Below are 19873 nucleotides of genomic sequence, written 5' to 3' on the forward strand. Positions count from 1 at the left end.
CCTGAAAGGGAGAGGGAGATGTAAACCCGCCTCCCCTGTGAGGGTGGCGCTGGTTTTCCCCGCTTCCCTGTGATGTAGGTGCCCGTGTTTATCCTCTCCCCCTGCGATGTAGGCACCTGTGTTTTACCCTCTCCCCTATGGGGAGAGGGCAGGGTGAGGGGACATTACGCCAGTATCCACTCGTTTGCCGCCACGCCATTGACACGCAACGTGCGCTTATCACCGGCAGGCAGCGTCACTTTCAGGGCTTTCCACGCCGGGCGGTAGTCGCCGCGCGTGCGTATCCGCAGATCAACTTCGCTGCCGGTGCAGACCATTTCCCACTCCAGCCACAGCGCATTGCCGTCTTTATAACCCCAGGATTCACCGTCATCTTCAAACAGCAGACCGCCGGAACGCCCCGTGCCTTTGACCGGGAACAGTTGCAGTTCGCGGGTCGTGTCCGCTTTCGCATCCACGTGGGTAATGCGTTCGCTCAGCGGCAAACCGGCACCGGCGCGCACCAGCAGTGGCAGGGTTTCCAGCGGTGCATCCAGCGTTATCCACTGGCCTGGCGCATACCAGGTCCCGCTGTAGAAATTATACCAACCGGTGTCATTGGTCGGCAGCCAGACGCAGCGTTCACGCTGGCCTGGCTCCACCACGCTCGCAACCAGAAGGTCGCGTCCCAGCAGGAAGTCATCGCACTCCTCAAAGGTTTGCGCGTCATGCTCGTGATCGAGGAACGTGGGGCGCAACATCGGTTCATCATCGGCGTGCGCTTGCCACAACAACGTATACAGGTACGGCAGCAGGCGGTAGCGTAATTCAATCGCACTGCGGATGGCCGGGGTGATGGCCGGGTACATCCACGGCTCGTTCACCGTCTGGTCGTCATTCCAGGAGTGAATGGTAAAACGCGGATGCATCACGCCGTTTTGCACCCAGCGCACAAACAGTTCTGCGTCCGGTTTATCGCCGGAGAAACCGCCCACATCATGGCCCACGTTATACAGGCCGGACAGGCTCATCCCCACGCCCATACGGGTGTTGTAGCGCAGCGTATCCCAGTTGGTGCGGTTGTCGCCGCTCCAGGTTTGCACATAACGTTGCATCCCGGCGCAGCCGGAGCGCGAGATCAGGTACGGGCGTTTTTGCGGTGCGAAACGCTGCTGGGCTTCCATCGACGCGCGCATCATCAGCAGCGGCATCACCGGGCGAATATGTTTGATGGCGATTTCGTGGCCAAACCCCTGGCAACGCGCTTCGCCGTCCCACACTTCAAACTCGTTATTGTCGTTCCAGGTAGAGTCAATACCCATTTCCAGCAACTGTGTGGTCACGCCTTCCTGCCACCAGGCTACGGTCTGCGGGTTGGTGAAATCGAGATGGGAGCCTTCATCATCCCAGAAGCTTGAGCGTTCCGGCGCATCGGTTTCGGAGTCGCGAATAAACAACCCTTTTTCCGCCACCTCGTTGTAACGTGGGTGATCCTGCAACAGGCAAGGTTTGATATTCGCCGCCAGTTTCAGCCCGGCATCGTGGAATGCCCGGGTCATCACTTTCGGTTGCGGCACCTTGTCATAGTTCCAGTTAAAGACATAACGCTTACCGTTGATCGAGGTATAACCGGAAGAGAGCTGGAACGAATCGCACGGAATGGCGTGTTCTTCGCACAGGCGAATAAAGTTCATCAGCTGGTTTTGCGCATCCGGCGCATCGGTGTAATGCATGGTTGAACCGCTGTAGCCCAGGCTCCATTTGGGCCCGAACAGCGTTTTCCCGGTCAGACGTACAAAGGCTTTGGTGACATCCAGCGCGCGCGCGCCGGTAAACAGGTAGTAATCGATATCGCCCGCTTCCGCCTGCCAGCGGCGGTAGGCGGTGTGGTAGTTATCGATCTCATTGCCCAGATCCAGCCAGCAACTGCTGAGGTTGTCATAAAACAGGCCGTAGCTGATATCGTCGCGGCGGGTCAGGGTAAACGGAATATGCTTGTACAACGGATCGGTACTGACCGCGTTATAGCCCATGGCATCGAGGTTGCGCATTTCGTAGCGCTGACCGTTACGTTGCAGATTGCCGGATTTTTCGCCGAGGCCATAAAAACGTTCCTCTTTTTTACGGCTGAGATAGTGCGCCACGCCATCGCCGTGCGCATTCAGCAGATAGGCGCTGGTCGGGCGATCGCCTGCCAGCCACTGCCACTCGCCCGCGTCATTACGGTAGTGCCACTCCAGCCACAGCGGTTGATGCACGGTCACCCGCAACTGCGCGCTTTGCACCGTCAGCGTATCCTGCTGCTGGCTCAGCGACCATTCTGGCAGACTGAAACCGGATAAATCCTCACGTGCGCGGCCTTCCCAGGGCACATCTTCACCCGGTGCAATGCTCCAGGTTCTGTCCAGCGCCAGCTCGCCCTTACGCTTTAGCAGCACGCGGAACAGGTTCTCCTCAAGGATATAGAGGCACAGCGTATGTTGCCCGTCCACCAATAGCTCAACATGGTGAGCCGCCTGTTTTTGCAACGTCCAGTTCTTCAGGGTTTTCATATCAGACATCCACAATCATGCGCGTTTAGCGCGACGTTCAGCAATAAATGCCACCAGGAAAAGAGCGCCAATCAGGTCAAAGAAACCCATGGCAATAAACAGCGGGTTGAAGCCAATTTTGTCGGCGGTGACGCCAATCAACAGTGAGAAGAGGAAGCTGGCGATCCACGCCGCTGAGCCGCGCATCCCGTTCACGGTCGCCATCTGGCCTTTATCGAACGACTCCACCACCAGCGCACTCAGCATGCAGGAGATGATTTGATGGCCAAAACCGCCAATCGAGATCAGCACGATGGTGATGTACGGATCGCGGGTAATGGCGACAATGGCTAACGAAATCATCAGGAATGCGCCGGTGACGGAGCTGGCAACCACGGAGTTAACGCGGGTGCAGCCAAACCAGCGGGTATAGAGTTTGGTCAGGTAGCCGCTCGCCACGCTACCGAGATCGGCTGCCAGGAACGGCAACCAGGCGAACATGGCGATCTGCTTCAGATCCATGCCGTGCTCTTTTGCCAGATAGAGCGGTACCCAGAAGCTCAGCACCGCCCAGGCCGGCTCCGCCATAAACGCCGGGATGGCGATACCGTAGAAACGTCTGTTTTTCGACACCGTTTTCAGTGCGGTCAGGAAGGGCAGTTTGACGGCTGGCGGTTCATTATCCTGTTGGATAAACGCCAGTTCTTCTTTACTCAGGTTCGGGTGTTTATCCGGATTGTGGTAAAACGCCCACCACAAAATGACCCACAGCAGCGCCAGCACGCCGGTAAACATAAAGGCGCCCTGCCAGCCAAAAGAGGCATGAGCAAAGTAGATGATGGGCGGTGCCAGCATTGCGCCGATGGAGAAACCCACACCCGCCCAACCGGCAGCGACCGGGCGTTCGGATTTCGGGAACCATTCGCCGATGGTTTTGGCGTTCGCCGGCGTTGCCGCGGCTTCCGATGCGCCCATGGTGAAACGCAATATCGCCAGGTGCAGCCAGCTACCTGCGCCAGCGTGGAAGATACAGGCCAGCGCCCAGATAATGGCGCACACCATAAAGCCGACTTTCAGGCCAATCACATCAATCAGCCAGCCGCAGAGTGGCTGAAAAAGGGTGTAAGCCAACTGAAACGCACCGACAATCCACGAATATTGTTCCGTGGTAATGCCGAGGCTGGTTTTCAGTTCCGGGGCCAGAATACCCAGCGAGTTACGGGTGATGTAGTTCACCGTCACGCCGAATAAAAACAGCACCAATACCCACCAGCGTAGTTTTTTGACTATCCGGCGGCTCTTACTGGCCGCCATTTCATTGTTGATTCCCTGGCTCATTCTTTTCTCCGCACATCGTCTTGTAGGGAAGTCGAAGCGCGCCACCCGGAATGTGTTATACCGGATTGGTTCGCGTGATGATTTTTTTCCGTTTTTGTCGTCATTACGTATACAACTAGTATGGAAGTTGTACGACATGTTTACGTTAGGCGAGAAAGATCGGCAGCCATAGCGGATTTTGTGCAAGGATTCCCATTAATGATGCTCGTCATGGGGCAAAATCCATTTCAGACCATGAATATCAGGGTTTCTGTCTCATGAAAGTTTTCCCATTTCGGAAACGGAGCAAGATCACAGAATGGATAAAAAGCTAAAAATCAGCGAAATTGCCCACCGGACCAACCTGTCGACCAGCACCGTTTCCCGCGTGCTGGCAGGAAAGGCGAATACCAGCGAAAAAGCCAGGACGGCGGTGCTGGCGTGTGCTCGCGAACTCGGGGTGATGGAGGGGATTGCAGCCGGGCGCTTGCTACTCAATAACCTGATCGTTTTCGCACCGCAACGGGCTTTCGATGAGCGTTCCGACATCTTCTATTACCGCGTTATTCAGAGCATTAACAAAGCATTGGACCCCCACGAAGTACGGCTGCGTTACTGCGCACTGGAAGAGCTGGACAGCGACGCCAATGAATTTCTGGCGCGCATGAATGCGCCGGAAACCCAGGCGGCGATCCTGTTAGGCATTGACGATCCGCATATTCATGAGCTGGCAGCGGATCTCGGTAAACCCTGTGTGCTGATCAACTGCCGCGACGGGCGTATGCGTCTGCCGTCCATCGCACCGGATCACCAGACGATTGGTGAGTTTGCCGCCCGCTATCTCTTTGATATGGGCCACCGGGACGTGGTGAATGTCATGTGTCTGCGTCGCTATACCATGGATTTGCGCCTGGCCGGGATCAAAGCCGCCTGGCAGCAGCAGAATCTGCGCTTTAACAGCAAGCGGGATCTGATCACCGTCCCGAGCTTCAGTGCCAAAGAGGCCGAGTTACGGGTGGCGGAGTGGCTGGACTCCCCGGCGAATAAGCTCACGCCGACCGCGTTTCTGGTGGGCGGCGATTTTATGGCGGAAGGGACGGTGCGCGCGTTGCAGCAACGGGGATTGCGCGTGCCGCAGGATGTGTCGGTGATGAGTATTGATGCGTTCAATCTGGCGGCTATTCAGGATGTGCCGCTCACCGCGGTGCACGTACCGCGTGATGAACTGGGTGTTGAAGCGGTGCATCTGTTGCAACAGCGGCTGATCCGCCCGCAAGCGCCGACCGGTTCGTTACTGCTTAACGGCCTGCTTGCGGTGCGCGAGTCAGTGCGGCGGATACGCCCGGGGCAGCAACGCACCGCCGTGGAACGCGAAGGGTTGTACGACGCTTAAACGTCGATGCCCAGCGCGCGTTTACCGTGCAGGTTCAGATCGTTTAGCGTGAAGCGCCCCGACCAGTCGCTTTCGTAGTTTTCGCGGGGGAAGTCCCCCGGTGATGCGCCTTGTTCCAGCGCGACTTTCACTTTGCGTGCATAGGCGCGGTTTTTCTCGCACAGCGGCGCGGCCGGAATGTACATCACATTGCCCCAGCCCTGCTGGTTGGTGACCGGTGCGACGGCGTGGATCACATCACAATGCCACCACACCGAATCCCCGGCTTCCAGCGCGGGGATGCTGGTCAGCGCCTCAATCAGCAGCGGATGCCACTTCTCTGAAACCGGCAGGACGCGCCCCGGCGCGACGCCGCACAGCTCCTCATCCGGTACATCGTCGAGCAACGGGCGCAACAGGATATACGCCATCGCTTCCGGGATTGGCACCACATGCAGCAAACCCTGTCCGGGGATCATATCTGACAACGCCGTCCAGCCCTGGAAGGTACGAAATACCGAGCATTTGGTGGTGTTGTCTACCGTGTATTCTTCTACTTCGGTACGGTGCGCGGCATTCCACGGATCGTACTCCTCCGGTTTGCCACTAAACACGCTGGCGAAAACACGCTGATAGGCCGGTAACAGCCAGCGCTCCAGCGCGCCGGAATCGGTGTGCGCGCCGAGCCCTTTCGAGGTGGTGCCTGGTGGGCGGCGGCGGATGCGGTCCGGGTAGATCACGCTCACATCCGGATCGAACCACTGCTTGCCTTCACTTTCAAAGCGCCACAATCGGTTAAGGAACGATTGTACGGCGGCCATTTCGTCGCTCTGACGTGCCTGCATTTGTGCTTGCGACCAGTAAATGGGGTAAATCTCCGGGCGTGAAGCCTCCAGCGTGCCAAAAAAGCTGTCGCCCGGCCCTTTGTAGAGATCGTCAAAGTGGTTCTGGTCAAGGTAATCAAGCATTGAGCGATCCCAACCGAGCGCCTGTTCGCGGGGGAAATGCCCCTTAATCACCGCGCATCCACGCTGTTTAATCTGTGCCCGCTGTGCTTCCGTTACCCGCCCGTTAGCGATATCGGCGAAGGGGATCTGCGGCCAGACGGCGTCGCCCTGCGCCTTGAGGGCGTTAATCTCAGCCACGCGTGCGGCGATCCGTTCGCTCAGTCGGTTAAAGACGGCCTGCACATCACCAATCTGTGCGCGCAGTTCCTGTTTCATCTGACGAATGGACGCCGGGTGATCGGCGGGCAGCGTCTCGCGGGTAAAAGCCATGTGAACCCCTCATTATTTCATTCGAAAGTTGTTTAACTTACAAATGATAATTTAAGTTAAAAATAAGTTAATGCAAGTTTAAAAACTTGATGAGGAGCACAAAGCGGAAAAGTGACGAAGGAAAAAGCCGGAGCGGGCGCTCCGGCAGAAGATTAGTCGTTAAACGGGGCGGTATAGTCGAGGACCGCCTGAATCACATTCAGCGCGCCCTGATGATTGTTGTCATCGGTCTGGTGGCGGGCGATGGCTTTGATCGCTTCACCGGCATTGCCCATGGCAAAGGAGAGATCGGTCATACGCAGCATTTCGGCGTCATTGCCGCTGTCGCCAATGGTCACACACTGCTGCGGCGAAATCTGCCAGCGTTTCAGCAAGCGGGTAATGCCGTTGGCTTTATGCAGTCCGGGAATAATCAAATCGACAAACCCAAAACCGCTGGTGACAGGTTTCATGATGCCATCGAGTGAGACATGCAGTTCATCAATCAGTTGCGGGATGTCACTGTCCGGCAGGTTAAGTGAGAATTTAAATAACGTGTCATCAATCTGCTGGAAGTCACGTACCGGTTTTAAACGGTAGTAGTGCTTCGACATCAAATCGACAAATTCCGCTGGGGCGTTTTCGCTGACATAAGCGCTTTCCAGACCGCAGGCGACAAAGTTGAGGCTACTGTCTTTCAGCAACTCGCCAATCACCACTTGCGCTTCGTGGCGCGTCAGCTCGCCGTGGAACAACTGTTGACCGTGCTCATACACCAGCGCGCCGTTTTCGGCGACAAAGGAGATGGTCTCTTTCAGCTCCGGGAAAAAGGAGATCAGCTGGTAATACTGGTTGCCGCTGGCGACCACAAACTCAATACCGCGCTGCTGAAGTTGTTTGAATTGCGCCATAAAGCGTGTGCGATCGTACTGCTTGGCGTCATCAAGGAAAGTTCCGTCCATATCCGTGACGATAACTTTGACGGTCATACCTGGCTCCTGAATGTAACTGCGACGAGTAACATTCTAGAGATAATGTGAGCCGATGCACAAATTTTATTTCGAATGAAAGTGGATGGTTGAGAGATGGGCGGGGAATGCGGTGAATGTTGCGGTAACCCTCACCCCGGCCCTCTCCCTGGAAGGGAGAGGGAGAAGAACAGTTCCCCCTTCGCCATGGGGCGAAAATTAAGTCGGGAGAAAGCCGCACCGGACGGTTCCCTCTCCTCTGTGGGAAGAGGGGCAGGGTGAGGGGAAAGCCGCACCGATCGGTTCCTTCTCCTCTGTGGGGAGATAGGCAGGGTGAGGAGAAAGCCGCTCCGATCGGTTCCCTCTCCCCTGTGGGGAGAGGGTTAGGGTGAGGGGACATATCACAAGGTATGTTCGGTGCGAGCAATGATATCGTCCTGTGCATCCGGCGATAGGGCAGTAAAGAACGCTGAATACCCGGCCACCCGCACCACCAGATCGCGATACTGATCCGGGTGTTTTTTCGCATCAATCAGCGTCTCGCGCGACACGATGTTGTACTGAATATGCCAGCCTTTATGCACCTCAAAGAACGTCCGCAGCAGCGCCATCAGTTTTTGCCGATCGCTGTCGTTAGTCAGCGTGGCGGGGTTTAACTTCTGATTGAGCAACACGCCGCCGAGGATCGCGCTAACGGGCAGTTTACCCACCGAGCTGATAACCGCCGTTGGCCCCAGGTGATCGGTACCGGAGGCCGGGCTTGCTCCTTCCGCCAGCGGCGTTTTCGCTTTGCGCCCGTCCGGCGTCGCCATGGTGGCAGCACCAAACGGTACGTTAGCGGAGATGGAGGACGTCCCGGCGTAATAATTGCCGCCAATCGGGCCACGACCGTAGCGCGGATTGTGATACTGCTTCAGCTCATCAATATAGGTTTGATAGGCGCGCACCAGTAACGTATCGACGCTGTCGTCATCGTTGCCGTATTTGGGCGCGCTGTTTATCAGCCGCTGGCGGAGTTGCTCATGCGTCAGGCCGTCAAAGTCTTCTGCCAGCGCCTGCGCCAGTTGCTGCTGCCCGATAAGCCCTTGGTCAAAAACCAGTTTTTTCACTGCTGCCAGGCTGTTGCCAAGGTTGGCGATACCGACCTGCAGGCCGGACACCCAGTCATATTTAGCGCCCCCTTGTTTAATGCTTTTCGCCCGCTCAATGCAGTCATCCACCAGCGTGGAGCAGAGAATATCCGGCACGTTCTCCTCCAGCATGGTGTCGACCACATACTCAATTTCAATGGATTTACGCGTGTAGTAGCGGATCTGCCGATCCCAGGCGTGCATCACGTCATCAAAGCCAGGGAAATTCCCTTCGGAAAGCGCCTGAGTTTGTGGCAGGAACACCTTCCCGCTGGTGGCATCGCGACCGCCTTCCAGCGCTGCCAGCATCACTCGGGCGAAGTTGATAAAGCTCATACCGGTGCAGCGGTAGCCCCACTTGCCGCCGACGGCGGTTTCGATACAGCCAATTGCCGCGTAGTCATACGCATCCGCGGGTTCAACGCCGAGTTTGATAAATTCCGGGATCACGATTTCATCGTTATTAAACGCAGGCATGCCGAAACCGCAGCGGATCACCTGTACACAGGCGTCAAGGAAGTCATTGCTCATCCCGGCATGGTAACGCACGCTGAGATTCGGTTGCGTGGAGCGCAGGCGACCGCAGGACTCAAGGATGGCGTAAGAGAGTGGGTTGACCGCATCCTGGGCTTCGCCGTTGCGCCATAGCTGACCGCCGATGGTCACATTTTGATACAGCGGGCTGCCCGCGGAGGCTTTAGAGTGTGAACCGGAGCGGATTTTGTTCACCTCCAGCAGCTTCAGCCAGCAGCTGTGCAACAGCTCGATGGCGTCTTCCCGTTGCAACGACTGCTGCAACTCCACATCGCGGCGATAATAAGGGTAGAGATACTGATCCATACGACCGAACGACACCGAGTGGCCGTTGGATTCTATCTGCAAAATCAACTGGATGAAGTAACACAGTTGCAACGCCTGCCAGAAGGTTTTCGGTGGCTCATGGGCAATCAGCAGGCAGTTTTCCGCGATTGCCAGCAGTTCGTTGCGGCGATGTTCACGCGGCTCTTCACTGGCCATTTTACGTGCAAGGTCGGCAAAGCGTTCAATGTGCAGGCTGACCGCTTCCAGCACGATATCAATGGCTTTCAGGAACTGATCGCCGTGCAGATCCTCCAGCACCGTCAGGTTAATGCGCGTGCGGCGCTCATCGACTTGATGGCGCAGTCCGTCAAGCCCCCGTTCCAGCAGCAGCGGGAAGTTCACCGCCAGATGCGCATCGCCGGAGGTCATATTGCCTTCCGCTTTAATGATGCCGGTCTCCAGCAGCGCTTTTTGTTCATCGGTAAACATGCCGTAGCAGCGATCCTGCACGGTCTGGCCGCGCCACCACGGGCAAATGTCATGCAGCACGCGTTTATTCTCGTCACTGACGGCAAACCCCGCGCCGGGGCGGTCTGCCAGATCATCAATCTCTTTTTCAATCCATGAAACGGTGTACTCCGGAAAGATTGGCGCCGCGCGGACTTCGCTGGCCTGGTTACCGATGATCAGCTCATCGTGTTTGATCCAGAGGGTGCGCTGCGCCAGGTGATGGGCCAGCGCCAGTGCGCGGCGCACCGGGATGGGTTTATCCAGATGCTGCTGGTAGATATGGGTGTAATGGCGTGCGCGCTCGGTGCAGACCGGCGGTTTAACAATATGCACCAGCGCGGTTTTGTGCGCCTTAATGCGGTCGGTCAGTATGTTCAGTTGCAGCGTCGTCATCGTTTTATCCTCGTAATGTCGCGGTCAGACCACACAGGCGGGCTTTGTGCTGGGCAAAGTCCAACAATTGCGGATCATCAAGCGGCTTTTCAGGGGCAGAGTAGGGTTCGCCGAGCAGGTGATACTTATTGATACCCAGCGTGTGATACGGCAGAAAATGGATATCGCGGACCTTTAACACCTCCGCGGCAAAGGTCGTGATGGCGCTGATGGACGCGGTATCGGCATTGAAACCCGGGATCAGCGGTACGCGGACGGTTATCTGTTTGCCCGCCTGCGCCAGGCGTTGAAGATTGTCGAGTACGCGCCTGGCGCTGCCGTCGGTCCACTGGCGGAATAGCGCCTCATCCACCTGTTTTAAATCCGCGAGGAAAAGGTCAACAAACGGCAGTGAGGGGTCAATGTAGCGCCAGGGCACATGCAGACAGGTTTCCACCGCCGTATGGATACCCTGCTGATGGCTGGCCTGCAACAACGCTTGCGCCAGTTCTGGTTGCATAAACGGCTCGCCGCCGGAAAGGGTCAACCCGCCGCCGCTGCGATCGTAAAACGGTTTATCGCGCAGGACGGTCACCATGATGTCATCAACGGATTGCTCCTCTCCGCAAACGGTCAGTGCCTGGGTTGGGCAGCAGTGGGTCAGGGCATCCAGGTGTGCATCATTGAGTTTTTCCCGGTGGATCAGCATGCCATTCAGCGCCTGCTCAATCACCTGCGGGGCCGCTTGCTGGCACAGATCGCAGCCTGCCAGGCACAACCGCGCATCGAACAGCAGCTCCCGCGTGCGCGCCCGGCTTTCCGGGTTCTGGCACCAGCGGCAGCGCAATGAGCATCCTTTCAGGAACACGACCGTGCGGATGCCGGGGCCATCATGGGTGGAATAGCGCTGAATGTTGAAAATCATGATCGTCTCCACGTTGCGCATGAAGATTAAATGACTTTCGAATGAAAGTTATTTTGATAATGGTCAATTCTCCGACGGGTTGCGGAGGGCGGGTTCTAAAGTATGGGAAAGGTCACATTTTTGCGCGTCTGCCGGATGTCCCGGCCAGGTTTACAGGCCGGATAGCATTGCGCCATCCGGCATTCAGGCATTAGTCGCCGCACACCTCACAGGCCGGGTTGCGTAGCAGTTTCATTTCGCGGAACTGGCAGGTCATTGCGTCGTACATCACGATTTTTCCCGCCGCAGGCGTGCCGTAATGGGTCAACACCTTGATGGCTTCCATCGCCTGTAATGAACCAATGACGCCGACCAGCGGCGCCATCACGCCCGCTTCCACGCAGGTGAGGGCGTTTTCGCCAAACAGACGACTCAGGCAGCGGTAGCAGGGCGCGTTTTCTTGCCAGGTAAAGACGCTGATTTGCCCTTCCATGCGGATAGCAGCACCGGAAACCAGCGGCGTTTTATGCCGGAAGCAACCCGCGTTTAACTGATTGCGGATGGCAACATTGTCGGTGCAATCCAGCACCAGATCATGTGCGGCAATCTGAGCAAACAGGTCCGCTTCATCCAGCAATGCATTTAACGTTGTGTAGCGTACATGCGGGTTAATGCGCAGCAGCGAGTCGCGGGCAGAGTCGACTTTCGCCATGCCAATGCTTGCATCGCTGTGCAGCGTCTGGCGTTGCAAATTGGAGAGCGCCACGGTGTCGAAGTCCAGCAGCGTCATCTGACCCACCCCGGCAGCGGCCAGATACTGCGCAGCCGCGCAGCCCAGACCGCCAAGGCCTGTGACCAGTACGCGTGCGGCTTTTAACCGCTCCTGGCCGTCAAAATCAAAACCGCGCAGAATAATCTGGCGGTTGTAGCGCATCATCTCCGCATCACTGAGTTCTTCGACCATTGTCAGCCTCCGAAGAGATGATTGAACATCTCCACATCCACCCATTCACCCGCTTCAACGTTACCGCGTTCGCGCTCCAGCACCACAAAGCAGTTGCCCTGGCTGAAAGAACTGAAAATATGCGAACCCTGATGCCCGGTGCTGCGCACTTCCAGCGTGCCGTCTTCGCCACGGCTCACCACGCCGCGCTGGAAGTCGAGACGCCCCGGCGATTTTTTCAGACGCTCTGCCGCCCGGGCGCGAAAACGCAGCGGCTGCACAGGCGCAGTATCGCCGCTCAGTTTTGCCAGCAGCGGCTGCACCAGTTGGTAGAACGTGAGGGTGGCTGAAACCGGGTTGCCAGGCAGGCCGCAGAACCAGCTGTGGCTGAGCTTGCCAAAGGCGAACGGTTTACCGGGTTTGATCGCCAGCTTCCAGAAGGCAATTTCACCCAGTTCATCCAGAATGGTTTTGGTGTAATCCGCTTCGCCCACGGACACGCCGCCAGAGCTGAGCACCACATCGGCCTGGCTATCGGCAGCGATAAAGGTCTCGCGTAATTTTTGCGGATCGTCGGGAATAATACCGAGGTTAATGACCTCGTAACCCAGTTGCGCCAGCATCAGGTGCACTGACAGGCGGTTGGTATCGTAAATTTGCCCTTCCGCCAGCGGTTGCCCCGGCAGTTGTAACTCATCCCCGGTGGAGAACAGCGCCACACGTACTTTACGCACTACCGGGATGTCGGCAATGCCCAGCGACGCCAGCACCGGCAGTTCGGCCGCGGTCAGTTTGGTGCCGGCAGAGAACACGCACGCACCTTGCCGGATATCTTCACCGGCGCGGCGGATGTTCTGATTTTCACGCACATCGGCAGTAAAGCGGATCCCGGCATCGCTCTGTTCCGTCTGTTCCTGCATCACCACCGCGTCGCACCCGGCGGGGATCGGGGCGCCAGTCATAATGCGCACGCAGGTCCCTGTTGGCCATTCGCCGTCGAACGGCTGCCCGGCAAACGCTTTACCGGCGACCGGTAGTGGGGTCCCGCTGTGCAGGTCGGCGAGGCGTACGGCGTAACCATCCATCGCTGAGTTATCAAAACCCGGTACATTCAGCGGAGAAATAATATCCTGCGCCACCACGCGACCAAAACAGGCCGTCAGCGGCAGGGTTTCGCGGTCGTTTAGCGGCGTAATGCGTGACAACATCTGAGAGAGGGCCGTATCCAGCGACATCAGGCCATGTGAGGATTCCATATTTATTATCCAGTCAACGCGTTGAAGCGCCTATTATGGCAGAAAAGGACCCGTGTCTGAATGCCTTGCGGCTACCCCATTGTAATCACGTCCCTTTACATCGTTGTAACGACTTTCTATATTCAGAAATCTTCGCAGACAAAGTAAAACCGGGCGAAAACTATGGCAAAAGCAGTCATTGCAATACACGGCGGGGCCGGGGCGATCGCCCGTGCCAACATGAGCCCGGAGAAAGAGCAGCGCTATGCGCACGTGCTTTCGTCGATTGTGGAGGTCGGGCAGCGCATGCTGGACGCCGGTGAAAGCGCGCTGGATGTGGTGACCGAAGCGGTACGGCTGCTGGAAGAGTGCCCGCTGTTTAACGCCGGGATTGGCGCGGTCTTCACCCGTGATGAAACCCACGAGCTGGATGCCTGTATTATGGACGGCAATACCTTACTGGCGGGCGCGGTGGCGGGCGTCAGTCGGCTGCGTAACCCGATCCTTGCCGCGCGCCTGGTGATGGAGCAAAGCCCGCATGTGCTGATGATTGGTGAAGGTGCCGAGCAGTTTGCCTTCTCCCACGGTATGGCAGCGGTATCGCCGAGTCTGTTTTCCACAGCGGAACGTTTTGAACAGTTACTGCAGGCGCGTGATGCGGGGCAAACGATGCTCGATCATGGCTCCGCGCCGCTCGATGAGAGCAAAAAAATGGGTACTGTCGGCGCGGTGGCGCTGGACAAGCATGGCAATCTGGCGGCGGCGACCTCCACCGGCGGTATGACCAACAAACTGCCCGGGCGTGTGGGAGATAGTCCGCTGCCCGGTGCCGGGTGTTATGCCAACAACGCCAGCGTGGCGGTCTCCTGCACCGGCACGGGCGAGGTGTTTATCCGTACGCTGGCGGCTTACGATATCGCCGCATTGATGGATTACGGTGGCCTTAGCCTGCACGAAGCCTGTGAAGCGGTGGTGATGGAAAAATTACCGGCGCTGGGCGGTAGCGGCGGGCTAATCGCCGTCGATCGTGAAGGTAACGTCGCGTTGCCGTTTAACAGTGAGGGGATGTATCGCGCCTGGGGCTATGCGGGTGATACGCCAAGCGTAGGCATTTATCGTGAATAAGGAGTCTGGGGTGTCGCAAGGGTTTGAGGCTGAAGCAGAGGTTGTGCTTGATGTCAGCAATTTGCAGATCGGGTTTCGCGATGACAAACAAATCACCCCGGCGGTACGTCACCTCTCTTTCTCGCTGAAACGGGGCGAAACGCTGGCGATTGTCGGCGAGTCCGGTTCCGGCAAATCTGTGACTGCATTATCGCTGTTGCGTCTGATTGAACAGGCGGGCGGCGAGGTCAGTTGCGATCATATGTATCTGACGCGCCGCAACCGGCAAAAAGTGAATCTGTCCACGCTCTCATCATCGCAAATGCGCAGCGTACGCGGGGCGGATATTGCGATGATTTTCCAGGAGCCGATGACCTCGCTTAACCCGGTGTTTCCGGTGGGTGAGCAGATTGCCGAGTCGATTCGCCTGCACCAGAAACTGGGGCGCGAAGAAGCATTAATTGAAGCGCGGCGGATGCTCGATCTGGTGCGCATTCCCGAATCACAGTCTATTCTTTCCCGTTTCCCGCACCAGCTTTCCGGTGGGATGCGCCAGCGCGTGATGATTGCGATGGCGCTGTCGTGCCGCCCGGCGGTATTGATCGCCGATGAGCCGACCACTGCACTGGATGTCACCATTCAGGCGCAGATCCTGCAACTGATCTCTGTGCTGCAAAAAGAGATGTCAATGGGGGTGATTTTTATCACCCACGATATGGGCGTGGTGGCGGATATCGCCGACCGCGTGCTGGTGATGAACCAGGGGGAAGCGGTGGAAACCGGTAGCGTAGAGCAGGTTTTCCGCAATCCGCAGCATCCTTATACCAAAGCACTGCTGGCTGCTGTGCCTAAACTGGGCGCGATGAATGGCCGCGATCTACCGCGTCGCTTCTCGCTGATTTCAGTCAACGATCCGCAGCATCAGGAAGCGGAGATCGAGCAGGATACCGTGGTGCCGGGCGAGCCCATTTTACAGGTGCGGGATCTGGTGGCGCGCTTCCCGTTGCGCAGCGGCATTCTCAACCGCGTGAACAAAGAAGTGCATGCGGTGGAGGGGATCAGTTTTGATTTATGGCCCGGCGAAACGCTGTCGCTGGTGGGAGAGTCCGGTAGCGGCAAATCGACCACCGGGCGGGCATTGCTGCGGCTGGTGGAAAGCCAGGGCGGCTCGATCACCTTTAACGGTGAGCGCATTGATACCTTGCCTGCCAGCAAATTGCAGCTTTTACGCCGGGATATTCAGTTTATTTTCCAGGATCCTTACGCGTCGCTCGACCCGCGCCAGACGGTGGGCGATTCGATTATTGAACCGCTGCGGGTGCATAACCTCCTCGGCGAAGAAGAGGGGAGGCAACGGGTCACATGGTTGCTGGAGCGTGTCGGGTTAAAACCGGAGCATGCGTGGCGTTACCCGCACGAATTTTCCGGCGGCCAACGCCAGCGTATTTGCATTGCGCGGGCGCTGGCGCTTAACCCGCGCGTGGTGGTGGCGGATGAAGCCGTATCGGCACTGGATGTCTCTATCCGCGCGCAAATCATCAATCTGTTACTCGATCTGCAACGCGAGTTGGGGATCGCATTTTTATTTATTTCTCATGATATGGCGGTGGTGGAGCGCATTAGCCACCGGGTTGCGGTGATGTATCTCGGGCAAATCGTGGAGATTGGCCCGCGTCGTGCGGTGTTTGAAAACCCGCAGCATCCTTATACGCGTAAATTGATGTCGGCGGTTCCCGTCGCCGACCCTGCGCATCGTCATGCGCAGCGCGTGTTGTTGTCTGATGACATGCCCAGCAATATCCGCAAACGCGGCGAGTCGATGCAGCGCGTGCAGCTACAGAACGTAGGGCCTGGGCACTTTGTTGCCCGCTCCACGCCTGGCAGCACGCAGTCCCGTTTTTAACTGAGCACTGGCAGGGTTTTTCTGGAGAACAACATGACACAATGCGTTTCACGTAACGGGCTGGTCGCGCTTGGCGTGGTATCTCTGCTGATTGCCGCCCCGGCCCTTGCCGCGAAAGACGTGGTTGTCGCCGTGGGATCCAATTTCACCACGCTCGACCCCTACGACGCGAATGACACCCTGTCGCAGGCGGTGGCGAAATCCTTCTATCAGGGGCTGTTTGGCCTTGATAAAGAGATGAAACTGGAGAATGTGCTGGCGCAGAGCTATACCGTCTCCGACGATGGACTGGTGTACACCATTACGTTGCGCCAGGGGGTGAAGTTCCAGGATGGCACGGATTTCGATGCCGCCGCGGTGAAGGTGAACCTCGATCGCGCCAGCAATCCGGCGAACAGCCTGAAGCGTTACAACCTGTATAAGAACATCGACAAGACCGAGGTGGTGGATCCCTCGACGGTGAAAATCACCCTGAAACAGCCGTTCTCGGCGTTTATTAATATTCTGGCGCACCCGGCGACGGCGATGATCTCTCCGGCGGCGCTGAAAAAATACGGCAGCGATATTGGTTTCCACCCGGTGGGCACCGGGCCGTATGCGTTTGAGGCCTGGAATCAGACCGATTATGTGAAGGTGAAAAAGTTCGCGGGCTACTGGCAAAAAGGCCTGCCGAAGCTGGACTCTATTACCTGGCGACCAGTGGTGGATAACAACACGCGTGCGGCAATGCTGCAAACCGGTGAGGCGCAGTTTGCCTTCCCGATCCCTTACGAGCAGGCGGAAGTGCTCAAACGCAACAGCAAGCTTGAGCTGGTCGCCAGCCCGTCGATTATGCAACGTTACATCAGTATGAATGTGACGCAAAAACCGTTTGATAACCCGAAAGTACGCCAGGCGATTAACTATGCCATTAACCGTCAGGCGCTGGTAAAAGTGGCCTTTGCCGGGTACGCCACGCCCGCGACGGGCATCGTACCGCCGACCATTGCCTACTCGCAGGATTACCCGGCGTGGCCCTACGATCCGGCTAAAGCGCGTGAATTGCTGAAAGAGGCGGGTTATCCGCAGGGGTTCAGTACCACCTTGTGGTCCTCGCATAATCACAGCACCGCGCAGAAGGTGCTGCAGTTTACCCAGCAGCAACTGGCGCAGGTGGGCATTAAAGTGCAGGTGACGGCGATGGATGCCGGGCAGCGCGCGGCGGAAGTGGAAGGCAAAGGGCAGAAAGAGAGCGGGGTGCGGATGTTTTACACCGGCTGGTCTGCCTCGACCGGGGAAGCGGACTGGGCGTTGTCACCGCTGTTTGCCTCCTGGAACTGGCCGCCAACCCAGTTTAATACCGCCTTTTACCGTAACCCACAGGTGGATAAAGATTTTACCGATGCGCTGAAGACAACCAGCACGGAGGCAAAAGCACGTCTGTATAAACAGGCGCAGGACATTATCTGGCAGGATTCTCCGTGGGTGCCGCTGGTTGTGGAAAAACTGGTTTCGGCGCATAACAAGAAGCTGACCGGGTTCTACATCATGCCGGATACCGGGTTCAGCTTTGACGATGCTGATTTGCAACCCTAACGCATTCCCCCTTGCAGGACCGCGGGGGGCATGGAACGAGCGATGCTGAATTATATCATCAAACGCCTGCTGGGCCTGGTCCCGACGTTATTGATCGTGGCTGTGCTGGTGTTTTTATTTGTGCATTTATTACCGGGCGATCCGGCGCGGCTGATTGCCGGGCCGGAGGCGGACGCGCAGGTGATCGCCATGGTGCGCAGCCAACTGGGGCTCGATCAGCCGCTGTGGGTGCAGTTCTGGCACTACATGACCAGCGTGGTGCAGGGGGACTTCGGGATTTCGATGGCTTCCCGTCGCCCGGTGTCGGAAGAGATCGCCAGTCGCTTTATGCCCACGCTGTTGTTAACCCTCACCAGCATGGGCTGGGCGATGCTGTTTGGTCTTGGCGCGGGGATTGCCGCCGCGGTGTGGCGTAACCGCTGGCCGGATCGCCTGGGCATGGCATTGGCAGTTACCGGTATCTCCTTCCCGGCGTTTGCGCTGGGGATGGCGCTGATGCAGCTCTTCTCCGTTGAACTGGGCTGGTTACCGACCGTGGGTGCGGATAGCTGGCGGCACTATATTCTACCGTCTCTGACGCTGGGCGCGGCCGTCGCGGCCGTGATGGCGCGCTTTACTCGCGCGTCGTTCGTTGAGGTACTGAACGAAGACTATATGCGTACGGCCCGCGCGAAAGGCGTGAGCGAGCGCTGGGTGATCCTCAAACATGGCCTGCGCAACGCAATGATCCCGGTGGTGACGATGATGGGGCTGCAGTTCGGTTTTCTGCTTGGCGGATCGATTGTGGTGGAAAAAGTCTTTAACTGGCCGGGATTAGGACGACTGCTGGTGGACTCCGTTGAGATGCGTGATTACCCGGTGATCCAGGCGGAAGTTCTGCTCTTCTCGCTGGAGTTTATTCTTATCAACTTAGTGGTGGATGTGCTCTACGCCGCCATTAACCCTGCGATCAGGTATAAGTAAGGATGCGACTGTTAAACTGGCGTCGACAGGCGATTTTAAACGCCATGCCCGTGGTCAAACCGGGCCATGTGCGTACCCCATGGGATGAGTTCTGGCGACGTTTTCGCCGCCAGCCGCTGGCGATGACTGCCGGATTGTTTGTGCTGCTGTTGATCCTGCTGGCGATAATTGCCCCGTGGATTGTTCCGTTCGACGCTGAAAACTACTTTGATTATGACCGGCTGAACGACGGTCCGTCGCTGGTGCATCTGTTTGGTGTTGATTCTCTCGGGCGCGATATTTTCAGCCGCGTATTGGTGGGCGCGCAGATTTCGCTGGCCGCCGGGGTGTTTGCCGTGTTGATTGGCGCACTGATTGGCACGGTGCTGGGGCTGCTGGCGGGTTACTACGAAGGTTGGTGGGACCGGATCATCATGCGCATCTGCGATGTGCTGTTCGCTTTCCCCGGCATTCTGCTGGCGATTGCGGTGGTGGCGGTGATGGGCAGCGGGATGGCGAACGTGATTATCGCCGTGGCGGTGTTTTCGGTTCCGGCGTTTGCCCGGCTGGTGCGTGGCAATACGCTGGTGCTGAAACAGCAAACCTTTATTGAATCCGCCCGCAGCATTGGCGCCAGCGATGCGGTGATCCTGTTCCACCATATTCTGCCGGGCACGGTGTCGTCGATTGTGGTCTATTTCACCATGCGTATCGGCACCTCGATTATCTCTGCCGCCAGCCTTTCGTTTCTGGGAATGGGGGCGCAGCCACCGACGCCGGAGTGGGGCGCAATGCTGAATGAGGCGCGGGCTGATATGGTGATAGCGCCGCATGTGGCGCTGTTTCCGTCACTGGCGATTTTTTTGACCGTGCTGGCGTTTAACCTGTTGGGAGATGGTCTGCGCGACGCGCTGGATCCGAAGATTAAAGGGTAGTGCTGGTTTCCCCTCACCCTAACCCTCTCCCCTGTACGGTCCGGAGACATGGTAGACAGGTGTTCGGAGACATGGTGAACACTTTTTAACATCCTT

General features: G+C 57.4%; 14 protein-coding genes. 6 read left to right on the top strand and 8 right to left on the bottom strand.

The window, feature by feature from the left end; all coding sequences use genetic code 11:
- Positions 1 to 164: 164 nt before the first annotated feature.
- Positions 165 to 2531, bottom strand: a complete 2367-nt coding sequence (locus ACQ3G7_RS24525; RefSeq protein ID WP_430892970.1) for a glycoside hydrolase family 31 protein — start codon at positions 2529 to 2531, stop codon at positions 165 to 167.
- 15 nt (positions 2532 to 2546) lie between these two features.
- Positions 2547 to 3848, bottom strand: a complete 1302-nt coding sequence (locus tag ACQ3G7_RS24530; protein ID WP_263097401.1) for an MFS transporter — start codon at positions 3846 to 3848, stop codon at positions 2547 to 2549.
- 298 nt (positions 3849 to 4146) lie between these two features.
- Between ACQ3G7_RS24530 and ACQ3G7_RS24535 the strand changes: the two genes are divergently transcribed.
- Entirely contained in the window at positions 4147 to 5220 is a 1074-nt protein-coding gene (locus ACQ3G7_RS24535) for a LacI family DNA-binding transcriptional regulator (protein WP_430892972.1), read from the top strand.
- On the opposite strand, the gene ACQ3G7_RS24540 is transcribed toward ACQ3G7_RS24535, so the two are convergent.
- The 6 genes from ACQ3G7_RS24540 to moeA form a co-directional block, all read right to left on the bottom strand.
- Positions 5217 to 6476, bottom strand: coding sequence for a DUF1479 domain-containing protein (locus ACQ3G7_RS24540; protein WP_430892974.1), 1260 nt, complete (start codon positions 6474 to 6476; stop codon positions 5217 to 5219). The genes ACQ3G7_RS24535 and ACQ3G7_RS24540 overlap by 4 nt on opposite strands.
- A gap of 152 nt (positions 6477 to 6628) precedes the next feature.
- Positions 6629 to 7444 carry a Cof-type HAD-IIB family hydrolase gene (locus ACQ3G7_RS24545; RefSeq protein WP_430892976.1) on the bottom strand — a complete coding sequence of 272 codons (816 nt, stop codon included), beginning with the start codon at positions 7442 to 7444 and terminating at the stop codon, positions 6629 to 6631.
- Positions 7445 to 7824: 380 nt separating this feature from the next.
- A complete protein-coding gene (locus ACQ3G7_RS24550; RefSeq protein ID WP_430892978.1) occupies positions 7825 to 10257 on the bottom strand; it encodes a formate C-acetyltransferase/glycerol dehydratase family glycyl radical enzyme in 2433 nt (810 codons plus the stop codon).
- Positions 10258 to 10261: 4 nt separating this feature from the next.
- On the bottom strand, positions 10262 to 11161 hold the full coding sequence (locus ACQ3G7_RS24555) for a glycyl-radical enzyme activating protein (protein ID WP_430892980.1): 900 nt from the start codon (positions 11159 to 11161) through the stop codon (positions 10262 to 10264).
- Between the two features lie 190 nt (positions 11162 to 11351).
- The gene (gene moeB, locus ACQ3G7_RS24560) at positions 11352 to 12104 is read right to left on the bottom strand and encodes a molybdopterin-synthase adenylyltransferase MoeB (protein WP_430892982.1); all 753 of its coding nucleotides are present in this window, start codon (positions 12102 to 12104) and stop codon (positions 11352 to 11354) included.
- Between the two features lie 2 nt (positions 12105 to 12106).
- Complete coding sequence (moeA, locus tag ACQ3G7_RS24565; protein WP_430892984.1) at positions 12107 to 13339, bottom strand: molybdopterin molybdotransferase MoeA; 1233 nt, start codon at positions 13337 to 13339, stop codon at positions 12107 to 12109.
- 162 nt (positions 13340 to 13501) lie between these two features.
- Here moeA and iaaA point away from each other — a divergent pair, with 162 nt between their 5' ends.
- From iaaA to gsiD, 5 genes are read left to right on the top strand one after another with little or no spacing between them, the layout of a single operon-like run.
- Positions 13502 to 14443 (top strand): beta-aspartyl-peptidase, encoded by a 942-nt coding sequence (iaaA, locus tag ACQ3G7_RS24570; protein WP_430892986.1) that lies wholly within the window; start codon positions 13502 to 13504, stop codon positions 14441 to 14443.
- A 10-nt stretch (positions 14444 to 14453) separates the two neighbouring features.
- The gene (gene gsiA, locus ACQ3G7_RS24575) at positions 14454 to 16325 is read left to right on the top strand and encodes a glutathione ABC transporter ATP-binding protein GsiA (protein WP_430892988.1); all 1872 of its coding nucleotides are present in this window, start codon (positions 14454 to 14456) and stop codon (positions 16323 to 16325) included.
- A gap of 33 nt (positions 16326 to 16358) precedes the next feature.
- Positions 16359 to 17900: a glutathione ABC transporter substrate-binding protein GsiB gene (gene gsiB, locus ACQ3G7_RS24580; protein ID WP_430892990.1), complete on the top strand. Its 1542-nt coding sequence runs from the start codon at positions 16359 to 16361 to the stop codon at positions 17898 to 17900.
- 42 nt (positions 17901 to 17942) lie between these two features.
- Positions 17943 to 18863 (top strand): glutathione ABC transporter permease GsiC, encoded by a 921-nt coding sequence (gsiC, locus tag ACQ3G7_RS24585; protein ID WP_263097390.1) that lies wholly within the window; start codon positions 17943 to 17945, stop codon positions 18861 to 18863.
- A 2-nt stretch (positions 18864 to 18865) separates the two neighbouring features.
- Positions 18866 to 19777 carry a glutathione ABC transporter permease GsiD gene (gene gsiD / locus ACQ3G7_RS24590; RefSeq protein ID WP_088237149.1) on the top strand — a complete coding sequence of 304 codons (912 nt, stop codon included), beginning with the start codon at positions 18866 to 18868 and terminating at the stop codon, positions 19775 to 19777.
- Positions 19778 to 19873 lie beyond the last annotated feature (96 nt).

Origin of the sequence: Kosakonia sp. N21 (genome assembly GCF_050587465.1) — a bacterium.
In the GTDB taxonomy this organism is placed as follows: domain Bacteria; phylum Pseudomonadota; class Gammaproteobacteria; order Enterobacterales; family Enterobacteriaceae.